The organism is Nocardioides sp. Soil796, assembly GCF_001429525.1.
Taxonomy (GTDB): domain Bacteria; phylum Actinomycetota; class Actinomycetes; order Propionibacteriales; family Nocardioidaceae; genus Nocardioides.
Genome location: NZ_LMSQ01000019.1, coordinates 754,960 through 769,530 on the forward strand (window position 1 = coordinate 754,960; position 14,571 = coordinate 769,530).

Below are 14,571 nucleotides of genomic sequence, written 5' to 3' on the forward strand. Positions count from 1 at the left end.
ATCGGCCGTGAGGGCTCAGGCGTAGCCGAGGCCGTGCAGCTCGGCCTCGCCGATGCCGAAGTGGTGCGCGATCTCGTGGACCACGGTGATCCGCACCTCGTCGACCAGCTCCTCCTCGGTCTCGCACATCTCCTGCAGCGGGTTCCGGAAGATGAAGATGCGGTCGGGCAGCGCCGCCGAGTGGTTGGCCGTGCGCTCGGTCAGCGCGACGCCGTCGTAGAGCCCCAGGAGGTCGGGGTCGTCGGCGGGCGGCTCGTCCTCGACGAGCACGACGAGGTTGTTCACGAGCGCGGCGATCTCGTCGGGGATGTCGTCCAACGCCCGGTCGACGAGCGCCTCGAAGGCGGTCCGGTCGAGCTCGATCATGCTGCCGGGTTGGTGGCCGTGACCACCCAGGTGTGGGCGATGGGGCGCACGGCGCCGTCCACGAGGTGACGGCGCAGCTCGGCCCGGACCTCGTCGACCAGGGAGGCCCAGCCGTCGGGTCCGAGCGTGGGCTCGAGCTCGGTGCGAGCGGACTGTCCGGTGGTGGTCGCCAGGATCACCGAGAGTCGCTCCTCGACACCGTCGGTGCCGTCGAACCCGTAGTCCAGCGGGGCGTCCTGGGCGACGAGGTCGACGTCGGCCCAGCCGGCCCCGGTCAGGATCTCGCGCACGCGCTCGGGCTCGCCGAACGCCTGCGGTCCGGGGGCGCCTGCGTCCTCGCCCTCGCCCTCGTCCGGCGCCATCCGTGCGGTGAGCACCTCGGTGCCCAGGGTGAAGATCTCGTTCTCCCCCGAACGCCAGCAGACGAAGGCCAGTCGGGCTCCCGGAACACAGGCGCGGCGGATGTTGGCGAAGGCCGCCACCGGATCCGCGAAGAACATCACCCCGAAGCGCGAGACGACCCTGTCGAACCCGCCGGCCCCGCCTTGGAGCAGGTCCTCGGTCTGGGCGTCTGCCAGGAGCACCTCGGCAGCAGGCACCCGGCGCCGTGCGGCCTCGACCATCGAGTCGGAGATGTCGACGCCGACCGGCGTCGTGCCTGCCGCGTCCGCCAGTTCGAGCAACGTGCCGAAGCCGCAGCCGACGTCGAGGACCCGCTGGCCCGGAACGAGCTCCGCGGCCGCGATGACGGCGTCGGCCATCGGCGCCATGGTGGCGTCGAAGATCCGCGCGTTGGCCACCCATCCGACGCCCGTGCTGGACCAGCCCTGCCGCATCTCTTCGTTGTCCACGGTGACCAACCTAGGGGAACGAAAAAAGCGAGGCCCACGCTTTCGCGTGGACCTCGCACTCTGCGACCCCGACGGGACTCGAACCCGCGGCCTCCGCCGTGACAGGGCGGCGCGCTAACCAACTGCGCTACGGGGCCAGGTTGTGCTTCCCAGTTTCTCACTGCGAAGCCGCTGAACAATAACCCATGGTTGCCGGTGCCGCCCAATCGGGCGGAAACCGCTGTTCAGCTGGTACCCCCAACGGGATTCGAACCCGTGCTACCGCCGTGAAAGGGCGACGTCCTAGGCCACTAGACGATGGGGGCTGGGACTGTGCCGCCCCCACGTCGTACGACGCACGGGCAGGCCGATACAGCATAGGGGCAGGCCCGGGAAGTCACCAAAGCGAGCGCGTTTTCACCGATCCCCCGGGTCTGGGGTAATCTTCTCCGCGGCCCGGCCAGGTAGCTCAGTTGGTACGAGCGACCGACTGAAAATCGGTAGGTCGGCGGTTCGACCCCGCCCCTGGCCACCACCTGAAGGCCGCAGCCCGGACTCCTCCGGACTGCGGCCTTCTTGCAGGTCCGGACGCGTGAGCACGACTGCGCTGAGTGCGCGTACTCACCACGGTTGAGCCGCGCGGACGACGCGCGAACCGGCGCCGAGGCGCGACGATCAGGACATGTTCCGATACGCCGACCCCGAGGCCTGCCCAGCCTGCCGCGCCCCGATCCCCAGCGGGTGCCTGCAGTGCCCGCAGTGCGACACGCAGCTCACCGGCACGATCGCCCAGCGGCTCTTCCGCACGCTGACCCACGCCGACTCCCTCGTCGCCGAGCTCGCCGCACTCTCGGCGAACTCCACGGCAGCGCGTACGGCGGCGTACGCACCGCTCGGTCCAGATCCGGTGGGGGTCGGCGCGCTCCTCTCCGCACCTGCTGCTGCACCGGCGGGCTCGATGCTGCCGCCTGACCTGCCGACGTTCCCGAGCGCGATACCGGGTCTGCCCGGGCGCCGGCAGCCGGGCACCGGTCTGAGCGGCTCTTCGGTCCCGAAGATCCTGCTCGGCCTGGGTGCGACCTGCCTGCTGGTCGCGGCGCTGGTCTTCCTCGCCGTGGCCTGGTCGGCCCTCGGGGTCGGCGGCCGCACCGGCGTCCTCGTGCTGCTCACCGCGACCGCCGGCGCCCTGACCTGGCTGATGGCCCGCAAGTCCCTGTCCGCGGGCGCGGAGGCGTTCATGGCGCTGGCCCTGGGTCTGCTCACCCTCGACGTCTTCGGCGCGCGCAGCGCTGGGTGGCTCGGCGACCTCGGCAGCCAGGGCTTCACTCTCGTGCTCGGTGTCGTGCTCGCGGCGGCCGGACTCGGCGGCGCGCTCGCCCTGCGCAGGAGCCCGGTCGGTGCCCTGATCACCGGTCAGGTCGTCGGTGCCCTCGGCGTGGGCCTGGTCGTCTCGGGCCTCCCGGAGGTCAATCCCGACGTCAACGCCCTGCAGGCGACCGTCAGCCTGGTTGCCGTCGGTGCGCTGGCACACGTCGTCCACCGACTGCACCTGCAGATCGCAGCGATCCTGCTGGCCGTCGGTGCCTCCATGATCTGGGTCTCGCTCGCCCTGCTCGGCCTCTCCCGTCTCGACTTCACGCCGACCTTCGCCGAGGTGTGGGGCGGCCTCGCGATCTGGCCGACCCTCGTGGCCGCCGCGATCGCCGCCGCACCCGTTGTCAGGCACCCAGCGATCGTCCGGATCCCAGTGGCCATGCGGGTCCTGAGCCTCGGCGTGGCCGTCGCACTCTTCTCCCTGGTCGTCACCCTGCCGTCCTTCGACGAATCCGCGACCTTGGTCTCGCTGGTCGAGCTGGCCATGGTCGCGGCCGCGTGCGCCGGCAGCTTCGTCGTCGCCCGACCCTGGCGCGCGGCACTGGCCGCGCCACCGGTGGTCGCCGCAGCGGGCCTGCTCGGTGCGGTCAGCGTGCTGGTCGGCACCGCGCTGAACGCTCTCCTGTCCGTCGGATTCGACGGGGCCGCAGCGACCGTCGCGCTGGAGCGACCCGACCTCGCCTGGCACTGGCCGCTGCTGCTGCCCGCCGGCACCCTCGGTGTCCTGCTGGCCGCCTGGTTCGTCGCCGGCCTCGTGCGTGATGTCCCGATCAAGCGGGTCGCCGTGCCGATCGCGCTGACGGTCGCAGCCTCGGCCGCCCTTGTCCCCGCCTTCTACGGCGTGCCGCTCGCCGTCGCGGTCGGGGTGCTCCTCGCGGGCGCGGCGGTGCTGGTCGGCCTCGGCGTCGCGGTCCACGGCGAGCTGCGCGTCGTCGCGCTGGTCCTGGCCACTCCTGTTGCCGGCCTGGCGCTGATGGCGTCGTTCCAGAGCGACGTGCTGACCGCCGTGACCACCGGGCTGCTCGGGCTGGCGGCCGTCGCCCTGTCGCTGAGCGCTTCGGCCGTGCTGCGCACCGTGGGTGACGTGCTGTTCGTGCCCGCTGCGGCCGTGTGCGCCTGGACCGTTCTCGACCTGGGCGGCAGCGCACCGGAGTGGCGTTCACTGGCCGTGCTGCTCATCGCCGGCGCCTGGGCGATCCTCGGTGCCCGCATCGAGCGGGAGGTGCCGGCGGCGGCCACGGCACTGGTCGGCGTGGCCCTCGGACTCGGCGCCACGGGCAGCATCGACCAGACCTGGTTGGCGATCGACCTCACCGTCGCCGGTGTGCTGACCCACGTCTCCGCACTCGCCAACACGCACCGCCGGTTCCTCGGTTGGGCGGGCCTGGGGTTCATGGTGCTCGCCCAGTGGGTGCGGATGGCCGATGTCGGCGTCGAGACGCCCGAGGCCTACACGCTGCCGCTGGCGTCGGTGCTGGTCGCCGTCGGCGTCATCGGGATGCTGCGGACTCCGTCGTTGCGCAGCACGCGCGCCCTGGTGCCCGGCCTGCTGCTGGCCCTGGTGCCCTCGCTCCTGCTGTCGCTCTCCGACCCGGTCTCGCTGCGTGCGCTTCTCCTCGGCCTGGGCTGCCTCGCGGCCGTGGTGGCGGGCGTGGGCCTGCGCTGGTCGGCGCCGCTCGTGGTGGGCGCCTCCGTCGGGCTCGCGCTGGTGCTGCGGGAGGCGTCCTACGCCAACGACCTGCCGCAGTGGGTGATCATCGGCGGGATCGGTCTGGTGCTCACCGCGGTCGGCATCACCTGGGAGAGCCGTCTGCGTGACGTACGGCGGGCCAGCGCCTACCTGCGTCGCCTGCGCTGACCGCTCCCCCGGCTGACGGGCGGGACCGCCTAGGCTGCTGCGGGTGTGGTCGACATTCTCGGAGGTGCACCGGGCCCGTCCGGTCCGGCTCGTCGGGCGCGAGCGCCGCAGCGACTTCCTGTCCCCGTTCGTCGCGGTCGAGGTGGAGCTCGGCACCCATGACGTCCCCGGCCGCGTCGTGGCCGGCCTCACCGTCGGCGGCCACACCCTCGACGGCTGGTACGACGGCGGACGGAGACTGGCCGGCATCGACCTGGTCGACCCGCAGGGCAAGGTCACCCACCACCGCAGCCGCAGGCACGGGCGCCCACCGACGCCTCCGGACGCCCTCGGAGTGATGCTGACCGGACGCCAGCTGACCGTCCTGACCCGGATCGACGGCGCGTGGACCGCGCGGGCCCGGGTGGAGCTCGAGCACGACGTCGACCCGGCCGACCTCGTCCCGCACGTGGCGTGGCAGCCGCGCGCAGGAGACGCCCCCTCCCCGGTCGCGAGCTGGCGCTCGGGCACCACCGGGCAGCTCGGCCTGCGCGACGTGCACTTCGTGGCGAATGCGGACGGGTCGGCGTACCTGCGTGAGGGGCTGGCCTTCCTGACGATGACGCACGCCGGTCCCGGGTTCTTCGGCACGGCCCGCTGCGGCGTGTGGTCCTTCGACCCGACGACGTACGCGATCGAGCACTGCAGCGACCTGTGGTTCCGGCGGGACGGCGTGGTGCGCGGCGACCACGCCACCCACGTGGTCCGCGACGGCGACCGCTGGCTGGTGGCCGCCAGCAGCTGGGCCACCTTCGACCACGCACCCGAGGCGGGTCGGAGCGTCGACATCGGGCTGGCCACCAGCGAGGCGGACCTGCTGACGGGAGAGCACGTGCTCGACACCGCACCCCTCGGCGTACCGACCGAGGAACTGCCGGCCCCCGTGGTCGGCACCTGGGACCCGCACCTGACCCGGATCGACGGGCACTGGCACCTCGCCTTCGTGGCGGCGCGCAGGTTCTTCGACTTCTACCCGGCGCTGGCCCGCGCCGAGGTCGCCGGGAGCCTCGACGGGTGGCGCCTCCTCGGCGCCGCCACCGACCGGCGGGCCACGGAGGGCACCGTGATCGCCCGAGTCGACGACCAGTGGCGGGTGCTGGCCAGCGACGGGCCGGAGGGCCGCTCCGGACAGCGCCGGCGGTTCCCGGTCTTCGATCTCGCGATGGACGAGGTCGGTGCACTGCCCGCCGAGCACCCGACCAACATCCCGTGGCCGTCGGTCCTTCCGCTCGACGACGGCGGGGCGTTGATGGTCACCTTCGACGGCACTCCGGCAGGTGGCGACCTCTGCGGCTACGGCACGCACGGCGACCTGGTCGTCCTGCGCGCCCCCGGGGCGCGAACCACGGCGCGAACCAATGGCGCCTCCGGTGCATCACACCTCGTGCAACCGCCTGAGAGACAGGAACGACCATGAACCGCATTGCCGCGATGGCCATCGCCTCGGCCGCCGTGATCGGCATCGTCGGCGGCACGTACGCCGCGACCTCGGGTGTCCTCGAGAGCGACGACGGGAACGGTTCCGCCGGCACCACCGGCACGGAGTCCTCCACCCCCGGCGACACCCAGAATCCCCCGGCCACGGACCAGCCGTCGGGGACCGCGTCGACCGAGACGCCCGGCACGGACGACGAGCCACTGCTCTACATGGTGGGCGGCACGATCCACGACGGTGACACCAGCGTGCAGGTCTCCGGGTTCCGGATCGGCGAGGTGTCCTCGCTCCAACGGGTGGCCGGTGGGTGGCTGGTCGTCTCGCGCACCTCCTCCCAGGACGCCCAGTTCAGGGCGGCCTTCGTGGACCCCTCCGGCGAGACCACACCGATCGGCGGCACGTTCGTCGGCACCTGGGACCTCAACGACAACCGCGACTCGTTCGTCGCGATGTACGACGGCGCCTACCAGGTCCGTGACGCCCGCTCGGGCAAGGTGCTGCAGACCATCACCGTCGACGGCGAGGGCGAACCGTCGGGCGAGGCCGCGTTCAGCGAGGACACCCTGGTGACGGCGTGGTTCGGCGACGACGGCCCCACCCTCTACGGCGTCGACTCCTACTCGGGTCGCCAGTTCAAGATCGTCGGCGACGTCTACCAGATCCGAACCGGGCCGGTCGAGGACCTGATGACCGCCTCTCGCACCGACGGCAAGGAGTGCCTGACCGGCGGCTCGATCGTCGACCCCGACGGGTGGTGGTCGCAGTGCAGGTTCCGCGGCTACGGCACCCAGGCCGACTACAGCCCCGACGGGACCCGCCTGCTCGCCGTACCGGCGGACACCGAGGGCATGGGCCCCGGCCGGTACGCCGTGCTCGACGCGAGGACCGGCAAGAAGATGACCACGTTCACCACCCCCGAACTCGGCCAGGAGGCCTACTGGGCCGGTGACGACGAGGTCTTCGTGCACGCCTTCAAGGACGCCGACTTCAACGGTGGCGTGATCTACCGGTGCTCGCTGTCCGGCTCCTGCGAGGTCGAGGTCAGCTCCGACCAGACGCTCGTCGTCGGCACCACCGCGTAACCCCCACCGGCTGATCTACCCGCCTCCCCACCGGCCCATCTACCCGCCTCCCACCGGCTGATCTACCCGCCTCCCCACCGGCTGATCTACCCGCCTCCCCACCGGCCCATCTACCCGCCACCCACCCCGACCAGACAGGGACGACCATGAACCGCACCGCCGCAATGGCCATCGCCTCGGCCGCCGTGATCGGCATCGTCGGCGGCACGTACGCCGCCACCGGACCCCTCGACGGCAAGGGCACCGGCGGGGCCGCCGACGACAGCACCGGCGAGCCGACCTCGCCGTCGACCGGCTCGACCGGCAAGCCGACGAAGGAGCCGTCCACGAAGCCTTCCTCCACGGCGACCGACAGCCCGAACGACCAGCCGGCGACCGGGCAGGGCGACCTGCTCTACATGCAGGGCGGGACCATCCACGACGGTGACACCGAAGTGCTGGTCTCGGGGTTCAGGCTGGGCGACGTGGCCGGCCTGCACCGGGTCGCCGGCGGATGGCTGGTCGTCGAGGGGACCAGCGACCAGGAGCCGTCGTACGACGCCACGTTCGTCGACCCGGACGGCGAGACCACCGAGATCGGCTCGTTCTTCGGTGCGTACGACGTCAACACGGACGGCGACTCGATCGTCGCCCAGTTCGACGAGTCCTCGCGCTACGAGGTCCGGGACGCCCGGTCCGGCAAGATCATCCAGGCGATGGACATGAAGGTCGACGGGACCCCTGACGGGGGCGCGTCTTTCGGTGTCGGCGACCTCGTGGTGACGGCCTGGCGCAACACCGACCAGTCGGTCAAGCTCGTCGGCTGGAACCTCTACGAGAACGCCAAGCTGGAGCTGATGGACGGCATGCACGCCGTCGGGACGGCTCCGCAGCGCAACATCGTGGCCGGGTTCGACGACCGGGACCCCGCCTGCCTCAAGGGCGGCTCGCTCTTCACCGAGGCGCCACTGTGGCGCAACTGCGACGTCCGTCCTTGGGGCATGCTGCCGCTGTTCAGCCCGGACGGACTGAGGATCCTGGGGATCCCGGACGACACCGAGGGCTTCGGACCCACCCGGTTCGAGATCCTCGACGCCCGCAACGGCAGGAAGAGCGGGTCTGTCAAGGCGCCCGAGTTCGCGGAGCACGCCGAGTGGGCCACCAACGACAGCGTCTTCGTCACCGGCTACCAGGACACTGACATGAACGGTGGCGTGATCTACCGGTGCTCCCTCAGCGGCGGCTGCGAGACCGAGGTCGACTCCGACCAGGCCGTCGTGCTCGGTTCGCCCGGCTGATCACTCGTGGGTGCGCAGCAGGGGGCGGACCGCGTTGCGGGCGGCGTGGATGCGTGACTTGATCGTGCCCAGCGGGGTGTCGAGCAGGCGCGCGATCTCGTTGTAGTCGAGCTCCTGCACGTCGCGCAGCACCAGCGGCTCGACCAGCTCGGGGTGGGTCGAACCGAGCACCTCGAGCGCCTCGAGCAGGTCGAGCCGGCTGCCGGCGATCACGCTGGTGGTGCGCGGGTCGGCGTGCACCGGCATCTCGTCGGTGGGCCGTTCGGAGGCCCGGCGCTTGAGGCTGCGGTACGTCGACCGCGCACTGTTCGAGGCCACCGCGTGCAGCCAGGTGGTGAACTTGCTGCGCCCGCCGAACGTGCTGATCTTGGTGGCGACCAGCATCAGGACGTCCTGGGCTGCCTCCTCGGCGTCCTCCGGATAGAGCAGCATGCGGCCGCAGATGCGGCGTACCCGCGGCTGGATCGCGGCCAGCAGGTCCTCGAGTGCCTCGCGGTCACCGGCCGCCGCACGGGCGGCCAGCTCCTCGAGGTCGGGCGGTTCGGTCGTGACACTGGACATGCGTTCCCCCTGAAGGCTCCCGGATGCTTCGTGCGGCACAATACCCATCGTGTCCCTGCCAGAGCTTCTCGGTCGACTCCAGCGGGTGGACCGCATCGGGGTCGGTGGGTTCGCCACCGTCTGGCTCTACCACGACGACGAGCTCGACTCCGACGTCGCCGTCAAGGCACTCGCCGAGAACTGGGCACAACGCTACGACGTACGCGACCGCTTCCTCGAGGAGGCGCGCATCCTGCGCCGCGCCGACTCCGACCACGTGGTGCGGGTCTACGACATCGGCGAGGCCGACGGCACGCCCTACTTCGTGATGTCGTACGCCGACCGCGGCTCGCTGGCCACCCTGCTCGAGCCCGGGCGCCCCCTGCCGGTCGACCAGACCGTCGACCTCGTCGACCAGGCCGCCGCCGGGTTGTCCGTGCTGCACGGACACGGCGTGATCCACCGCGACATCAAGCCGCACAATCTGCTGCTCAGCTCACGCGGCACTCCCCTGTCCTCGTCGGGGGGCACGAAGCTCCTGGTCGCCGACCTGGGCGTGGCCAAGGCGATGCTGCACGCCAGCGGACTGACCCAGGTGGTCGGCACCCCGGCGTACATGGCGCCCGAACAGGCCACCGGCGCCCCGCTCGACACCCGCGCCGACGTGCACGCCCTGGGCGCCGTGGCCTACCAGATGCTCACCGGGAAGCTGGCCCGCGAAGGCGGCATCGGGTCGCTGATCGACGCCAAGCCGCCGGTGGCGGCCTCGACCCTCGCGCCCCTGCCGCCAGCGGTCGACAGCGTGCTGTCCCGGGCCCTGGCCACGGAGCCCGACGACCGTTGGCCCGACGTCGGCACGTTCGCCACGGCCCTGCGCACGGCGCTCTCGGACCAGACCACGGTCCGGCGTACGCCGTTCGTGCCCGCGGCAGCCCCGCTGCCCGCCCGGTCGGCCGCATCGACGCCGGAACCGCTGCCCCAGCCACCAGACGCCTACCGTGCGGGCTCGTCGATGCGCGGCTGGGTGTTGCTCGTGACGTGCCTGATCGTGCTGGTGGCCACGTTCGGCGTGGCCTACGGTCTCACCCGACTGGTGGAGTGAGGCTCAGCCGTCGTTGTCGGCGCCGAGAAGCTCCATGACCTCGGACTCGCGGAAGCGGCGGTGACCGCCCAGGGTGCGGATCGAGCCGATCTTGCCGGCCTTCGCCCACCGGGTCACGGTCTTGGGGTCCACACGGAACAGGGCAGCGACCTCGGACGGCGTGAGCAGGTTCTCAGCGTCCGACTGGGGGGAGTTCATGAATCCTCTTTCGATGTGAAATGTCCGGGTTCTCCCCAGAGTTTGCCATAGCCAAGCGTCTGCCCCAAGCGGACGGCGCGCCCCGTGGTTTCCCCGTGGGGTGCGGCATTCAATACAGTGGAACGAGACCAGCGTCACCCTCGCCGGTCACGACACCCACGGCACCGCACCACCCCCGCGGAGCCACGCACAGAAAGGTCGCCATCCGTGACCCCCACACCCGACGTGTTCGAGACCGAGCACGAGCAAGTCGTCTTCTGCCACGACGAGCCCAGCGGACTCAAGGCCATCATCGCCGTCCACTCGACCGCCCTCGGCCCGGCCCTCGGCGGCACCCGTTTCTACCCCTACGCCACCACCGCGGACGCCCTCTCCGACGTGCTGAACCTCTCCCGCGGGATGTCCTACAAGGCCGCCCTGGCCGGGCTCGACCTCGGCGGCGGCAAGGCCGTCATCATCGGCGACCCGAACGCGATCAAGGGCGAGGCCCTGCTGCGCGCCTACGGCCGGTTCGTGGAGTCGCTCAACGGCCGCTACTACACGGCCTGCGACGTCGGCACGTTCAGCGTCGACATGGACGAGATCGCCCGCGAGTGCTCCTACGTCACGGGTCGCACCGTCGCCCACGGCGGTGCCGGCGACTCCTCCGTGCTCACGGCGTACGGCGTCTTCCAGGGCATGCGGGCAGCGGCCGAGGCGACGTGGGGCGAGCCCACCCTCGGCGGGCGCACCGTCGGCATCGCCGGCGTCGGCAAGGTCGGCCACCACCTGGCCCGCCACCTGGTCGACGACGGGGCCTCGGTGGTCGTCACCGACGTGTGGCAGCCCGCGATCGAGCGGATCCGCGACGAGCTGCCCGCGGTCAGCGTGGTCGACTCCACCGAGGCTTTGGTCGCCTCACAGCTCGACGTCTACGCACCGTGCGCACTGGGTGGCGCGATCACCGACGAGGTCGTCGAGACGCTGTCGGCGAAGGTGATCTGCGGCGCCGCGAACAACCAGCTCGCCCACTCAGGGGTCGAGAAGGCGCTCGCCGACCGCGGCATCCTCTACGCCCCCGACTACTGCGTGAACGCCGGCGGACTGATCCAGGTCGCCGACGAGCTCGAGGGCTTCGTCTTCGAGCGCGCCCAACAGCGCGCCAGCGGCATCCTCGACACCACCCGCGCGGTCTTCGAGACCGCGAAGGCCGACGGCGTGCCGCCCGCCATCGCGGCGGACCGGCTCGCCGAACGGCGCATGCGCGACGTGGGCCGCCTGCGCGGCCTCTGGCTGAACTGAACGCAACGGTTGATTGCTCAGGTGGTTGCCAGGGCGGCCACCTGAGCACTCAACCCAGGGCGATCGCGTCAGTCGGGTCGCGAGTCGGACGACCAGTCGTCGTACTCGTCGTCCTGCTTCGAGTCCGGCTTCTGCTGGTCACTCTCGGCAGTGCTTCCGTGCAGTTCCTGGGCGAGCGCCCCGAAGTCCGTCTCGTGAGTGCGGTACTTCAGGTCGCGTGCGACCTTGGTCTGCTTGGCCTTGGCCCGGCCGCGTCCCATAGGATCGACCCCTTCGCGCGCTTGGCCGGGAATGCACGGCGGGCTACGCCGAGACTCCCGGACTATCTGGTCTATTTCTCGTGAGGACAACGCTACCTGAGCGATGGGTGTTCCCGCACATGCAGGTCCGCTAAATCGTCACGAACCCGCGGAAATCACCAGCCGGAGTGCTGACCGACCAGCTCGACGGACCCATTTCCGGCGCTCACCGAGCCGGCCACCCAGGCCCGGATGCCGAACCTGCCCAGCACCTCGATGGCCTTGTCGGCGTCGTCGGGGGCGGTCAGCGAGACCATCCCGACGCCGCAGTTCAGGGTCTGCTCGAGGTCGGCCTGCGGCACGTTGCCCACCCGGCGTACGACGTCGAAGATCGGCTGCGGGGTCCACGTGGAGCGGTCGAGCGTGGCGTTGAGCTCTTCGGGCATGACCCGGGCCAGGTTGGCGGCCAGGCCGCCACCGGTGACGTGCGACATCGCGTGGGTCTCGGTCTCGTCGGCGAGCGCGAGGCACGCCTTGGCGTAGATGCGGGTGGGCTCGAGGAGCTCCTCGCCCAGCGCCCGGCCGAGCTCGTCGACGTGGCGGTCGAGCTGCCATCCGGCAGTGTTGAGCAGGACGTGGCGCACCAGCGAGTAGCCGTTGGAGTGCAGACCTGAGGCCTCCATCGCGATGACCGCGTCACCGGGACGCACGCGACCGGGGCCGAGCAGCCTGTCGGCCTCGACCACGCCGGTGGTCGCTCCGGCGACGTCGTACTCGTCGGGGGCCAGCAGGCCGGGGTGCTCGGCGGTCTCGCCGCCGACCAGCGCGCAGCCGGCCTCCACACAGGCCTCGGCGATGCCCTTGACGATGGCCGCGATGCGCTCGGGGACGACACGGCCGGTGGCGATGTAGTCGGTCATGAACAAGGGCTCGGCACCGCAGACGACCAGGTCGTCGACGACCATGCCGACCAGGTCGAAGCCGATCGTGTCGTGCTTGTCCATGGCCTGGGCGATGGCGACCTTGGTGCCGACACCGTCGGTGGAGGTGGCCAGCAGCGGACGCTCGTAGTTCTTGAGTGCGGAGGCGTCGAAGAGCCCGGCGAAGCCACCGAGGCCGCCGATCATCTCGGGACGACGGGCCTTCTCGACCCAGCCCTTCATGAGGTCGATCGCACGGTCAGCCGCTTCGATGGAGACGCCGGCCTGGGCGTAGGCGTTGCCGGCGGGCGACTCGACAGGTGACTCGGTGGGGGGCTGGGTCACTTCGGTTCCTTGTTCTCGTGGTCTGGTCGGTCAGGGACGGTCGAGGGCGTCCGCGGCCCCGCCACCGGCGAGCGAGGTGGCCAGGCCGTCGGCCTCGATCAGGCGTCCCTGGGCAGTGATCGGCAGCGTTGACGGCTCGAGCAGGCCCTTGCCGAGGTGTTCGGGGTCGGGCAGGGCCACCGGGTAGACGCCGTCGAAGCAGGCCCGGCACAGGTGGTCCATCGGCACCTGGGTGGCCTCGACGAGCTCGTCGAGCCCGATGTAGGCCAGGGAGTCGGCGTCGATGGAGCGGCGGATCTCGTCGGTCGAGAGGCCGTTGGCGATCAGCTCCGCGCGGGTGGCGAAGTCGATGCCGTAGAAGCACGGCCACTTCACCGGCGGACTGGAGATGCGGACGTGCACCTCCTTGGCCCCGGCCTCTCGCAGCATCCGCACCAGCGCACGCTGGGTGTTGCCGCGCACGATCGAGTCGTCGACCACCACGAGCCGCTTGCCCTCGATGATGTCGCGCAGGGGGTTCAGCTTGAGCCGGATGCCGAGCTGCCGGATGGTCTGGCTGGGCTGGATGAACGTGCGGCCGACGTAGGAGTTCTTGACCAGGCCGACGCCGTAGGGAATGCCGGACTCCTCGGCGAACCCGATCGCAGACGGGGTTCCGGACTCGGGTACGGGAATGACCAGGTCGGCCTCGGCCGGGAACTCCCGGGCCAGGCGGCGGCCGATCTCGACGCGCACACTGTGCACCCGGCGGCCGGTCATCAAGGTGTCGGGGCGGGCGAGGTAGACGAACTCGAAGAGGCAGTGCTTGGGCGCCGGCTCGGCGAACTGTCGCGAACGCAGGCCGTCCTCGTCGATGATCACCATCTCGCCGGGCTCGACCTCCCGGATGAACGAGGCACCGACGATGTCGAGCGCCGCGGTCTCGGAGGCGACCACCCAGCCGCGCTCGAGCCGGCCCAGCACCAACGGGCGGATGCCCTGCGGGTCGCGGGCGGCGTAGAGGGTGTTCTCGTCCATCCAGACGAAGCAGAACGCGCCGCGCACCTGCGGCAGCAGCTCCATCGCCTTCTCCTCGACGGTGCTGTCGGGGTGGTGCGCCAGGAGTGCGGTGACCACGCTGGTGTCGTTGGTGGAGGCCTCGGACTTGTGCACGTGCAGGTCGAGCTCACCGTCGAGCGCGGCGAGGTCGCCGACCTGGCGGGCCAGGTCGGCGGTGTTGGTCAGGTTGCCGTTGTGGGCCAGGGCGATCGAGCCGTGGGCGGTCGGCTGGAAGGTCGGCTGCGCGTTGGTCCAGGTGCTCGCGCCGGTGGTCGAGTAGCGGCAGTGGCCGATCGCGAGGAAGCCCTTGAGCGCCTCGAGCGTCGACTCGTCGAACACCTGCGAGACCAGGCCCATGTCCTTGTAGACCAGGATCTGGCGCCCGTTGCTGACCGCGATGCCGGCCGACTCCTGGCCGCGGTGCTGGAGCGCGAAGATGCCGTAGTAGGTGAGCTTCGCGACGTCTTCACCTGGGGCCCAGACTCCGAAGACGCCGCAGGCGTCCTGGGGACCTTGGTCCTGGGGGTCGAGGGCCATGGTGAGACGACCGTCGCCACCCTTGCGCATGTTGCTGTGCTGGGCCACGGCCCCCAGTCTAGGTGCCGACCGGCACGCGCGCAGAATCGCCCGGAGTGTGGCGGCGTCGG

Annotated in this window: 13 protein-coding genes and 3 tRNA genes; 7 read left to right on the forward strand and 9 right to left on the reverse strand. The window is 71.1% G+C overall.

Going from position 1 to position 14,571, the window contains the following annotated elements:
- Positions 1-15: 15 nt before the first annotated feature.
- The 4 genes from ASH02_RS20800 to ASH02_RS20815 all read right to left on the reverse strand — a co-directional run bounded on the left by ASH02_RS20800 (position 16) and on the right by ASH02_RS20815 (position 1,522).
- A complete protein-coding gene (locus ASH02_RS20800; protein WP_056891805.1) occupies positions 16-366 on the reverse strand; it encodes a metallopeptidase family protein in 351 nt (116 codons plus the stop codon).
- Positions 363-1,217, reverse strand: coding sequence for a class I SAM-dependent methyltransferase (locus ASH02_RS20805; protein WP_056891804.1), 855 nt, complete (start codon positions 1,215-1,217; stop codon positions 363-365). The genes ASH02_RS20800 and ASH02_RS20805 overlap by 4 nt, the downstream gene beginning before the upstream one ends.
- 63 nt (positions 1,218-1,280) lie before the next feature.
- Positions 1,281-1,354 (reverse strand) — tRNA-Asp (locus tag ASH02_RS20810).
- 92 nt (positions 1,355-1,446) lie between these two features.
- A tRNA-Glu gene (locus ASH02_RS20815) sits at positions 1,447-1,522 on the reverse strand.
- Positions 1,523-1,654: 132 nt separating this feature from the next.
- On the opposite strand from ASH02_RS20815, the gene ASH02_RS20820 reads away from it, so the two are divergent.
- The 5 genes from ASH02_RS20820 (at position 1,655) to ASH02_RS20840 (ending at position 8,261) form a co-directional block, all read left to right on the forward strand.
- A tRNA-Phe gene (locus ASH02_RS20820) sits at positions 1,655-1,731 on the forward strand.
- A gap of 147 nt (positions 1,732-1,878) precedes the next feature.
- A complete protein-coding gene (locus ASH02_RS20825; protein WP_057295390.1) occupies positions 1,879-4,428 on the forward strand; it encodes a zinc ribbon domain-containing protein in 2,550 nt (849 codons plus the stop codon).
- Positions 4,429-4,471: 43 nt separating this feature from the next.
- Positions 4,472-5,884, forward strand: a complete 1,413-nt coding sequence (locus tag ASH02_RS20830) for a hypothetical protein (RefSeq protein WP_156409819.1) — start codon at positions 4,472-4,474, stop codon at positions 5,882-5,884.
- Entirely contained in the window at positions 5,881-6,984 is a 1,104-nt protein-coding gene (locus ASH02_RS20835; RefSeq protein WP_056682823.1) for a hypothetical protein, read from the forward strand. Before ASH02_RS20830 ends, ASH02_RS20835 begins: the two co-directional genes overlap by 4 nt.
- A 146-nt stretch (positions 6,985-7,130) precedes the next feature.
- Positions 7,131-8,261, forward strand: coding sequence for a PT domain-containing protein (locus ASH02_RS20840; RefSeq protein WP_056891800.1), 1,131 nt, complete (start codon positions 7,131-7,133; stop codon positions 8,259-8,261).
- Here ASH02_RS20840 and ASH02_RS20845 read toward each other — a convergent pair whose 3' ends face one another.
- Entirely contained in the window at positions 8,262-8,822 is a 561-nt protein-coding gene (locus ASH02_RS20845; RefSeq protein ID WP_056891799.1) for an RNA polymerase sigma factor, read from the reverse strand. It abuts the gene before it with no gap.
- A gap of 49 nt (positions 8,823-8,871) precedes the next feature.
- On the opposite strand from ASH02_RS20845, the gene ASH02_RS20850 reads away from it, so the two are divergent.
- The gene (locus ASH02_RS20850) at positions 8,872-9,903 is read left to right on the forward strand and encodes a serine/threonine-protein kinase (RefSeq protein ID WP_162262611.1); all 1,032 of its coding nucleotides are present in this window, start codon (positions 8,872-8,874) and stop codon (positions 9,901-9,903) included.
- Between the two features lie 3 nt (positions 9,904-9,906).
- On the opposite strand, the gene ASH02_RS20855 is transcribed toward ASH02_RS20850, so the two are convergent.
- Positions 9,907-10,101, reverse strand: a complete 195-nt coding sequence (locus tag ASH02_RS20855; protein ID WP_056682834.1) for a BldC family transcriptional regulator — start codon at positions 10,099-10,101, stop codon at positions 9,907-9,909.
- Between the two features lie 207 nt (positions 10,102-10,308).
- Between ASH02_RS20855 and ASH02_RS20860 the strand changes: the two genes are divergently transcribed.
- A complete protein-coding gene (locus ASH02_RS20860; RefSeq protein WP_056682836.1) occupies positions 10,309-11,382 on the forward strand; it encodes a Glu/Leu/Phe/Val dehydrogenase dimerization domain-containing protein in 1,074 nt (357 codons plus the stop codon).
- Between the two features lie 68 nt (positions 11,383-11,450).
- On the opposite strand, the gene ASH02_RS20865 is transcribed toward ASH02_RS20860, so the two are convergent.
- From ASH02_RS20865 to purF, 3 genes are all read right to left on the reverse strand, one after another.
- Positions 11,451-11,642: a DUF3073 domain-containing protein gene (locus ASH02_RS20865; protein WP_056682838.1), complete on the reverse strand. Its 192-nt coding sequence runs from the start codon at positions 11,640-11,642 to the stop codon at positions 11,451-11,453.
- A 155-nt stretch (positions 11,643-11,797) separates the two neighbouring features.
- Positions 11,798-12,886, reverse strand: coding sequence for a phosphoribosylformylglycinamidine cyclo-ligase (gene purM / locus ASH02_RS20870; RefSeq protein WP_056682841.1), 1,089 nt, complete (start codon positions 12,884-12,886; stop codon positions 11,798-11,800).
- Positions 12,887-12,916: 30 nt separating this feature from the next.
- Positions 12,917-14,491: an amidophosphoribosyltransferase gene (purF, locus tag ASH02_RS20875; RefSeq protein ID WP_056685053.1), complete on the reverse strand. Its 1,575-nt coding sequence runs from the start codon at positions 14,489-14,491 to the stop codon at positions 12,917-12,919.
- Positions 14,492-14,571: the final 80 nt, after the last annotated feature.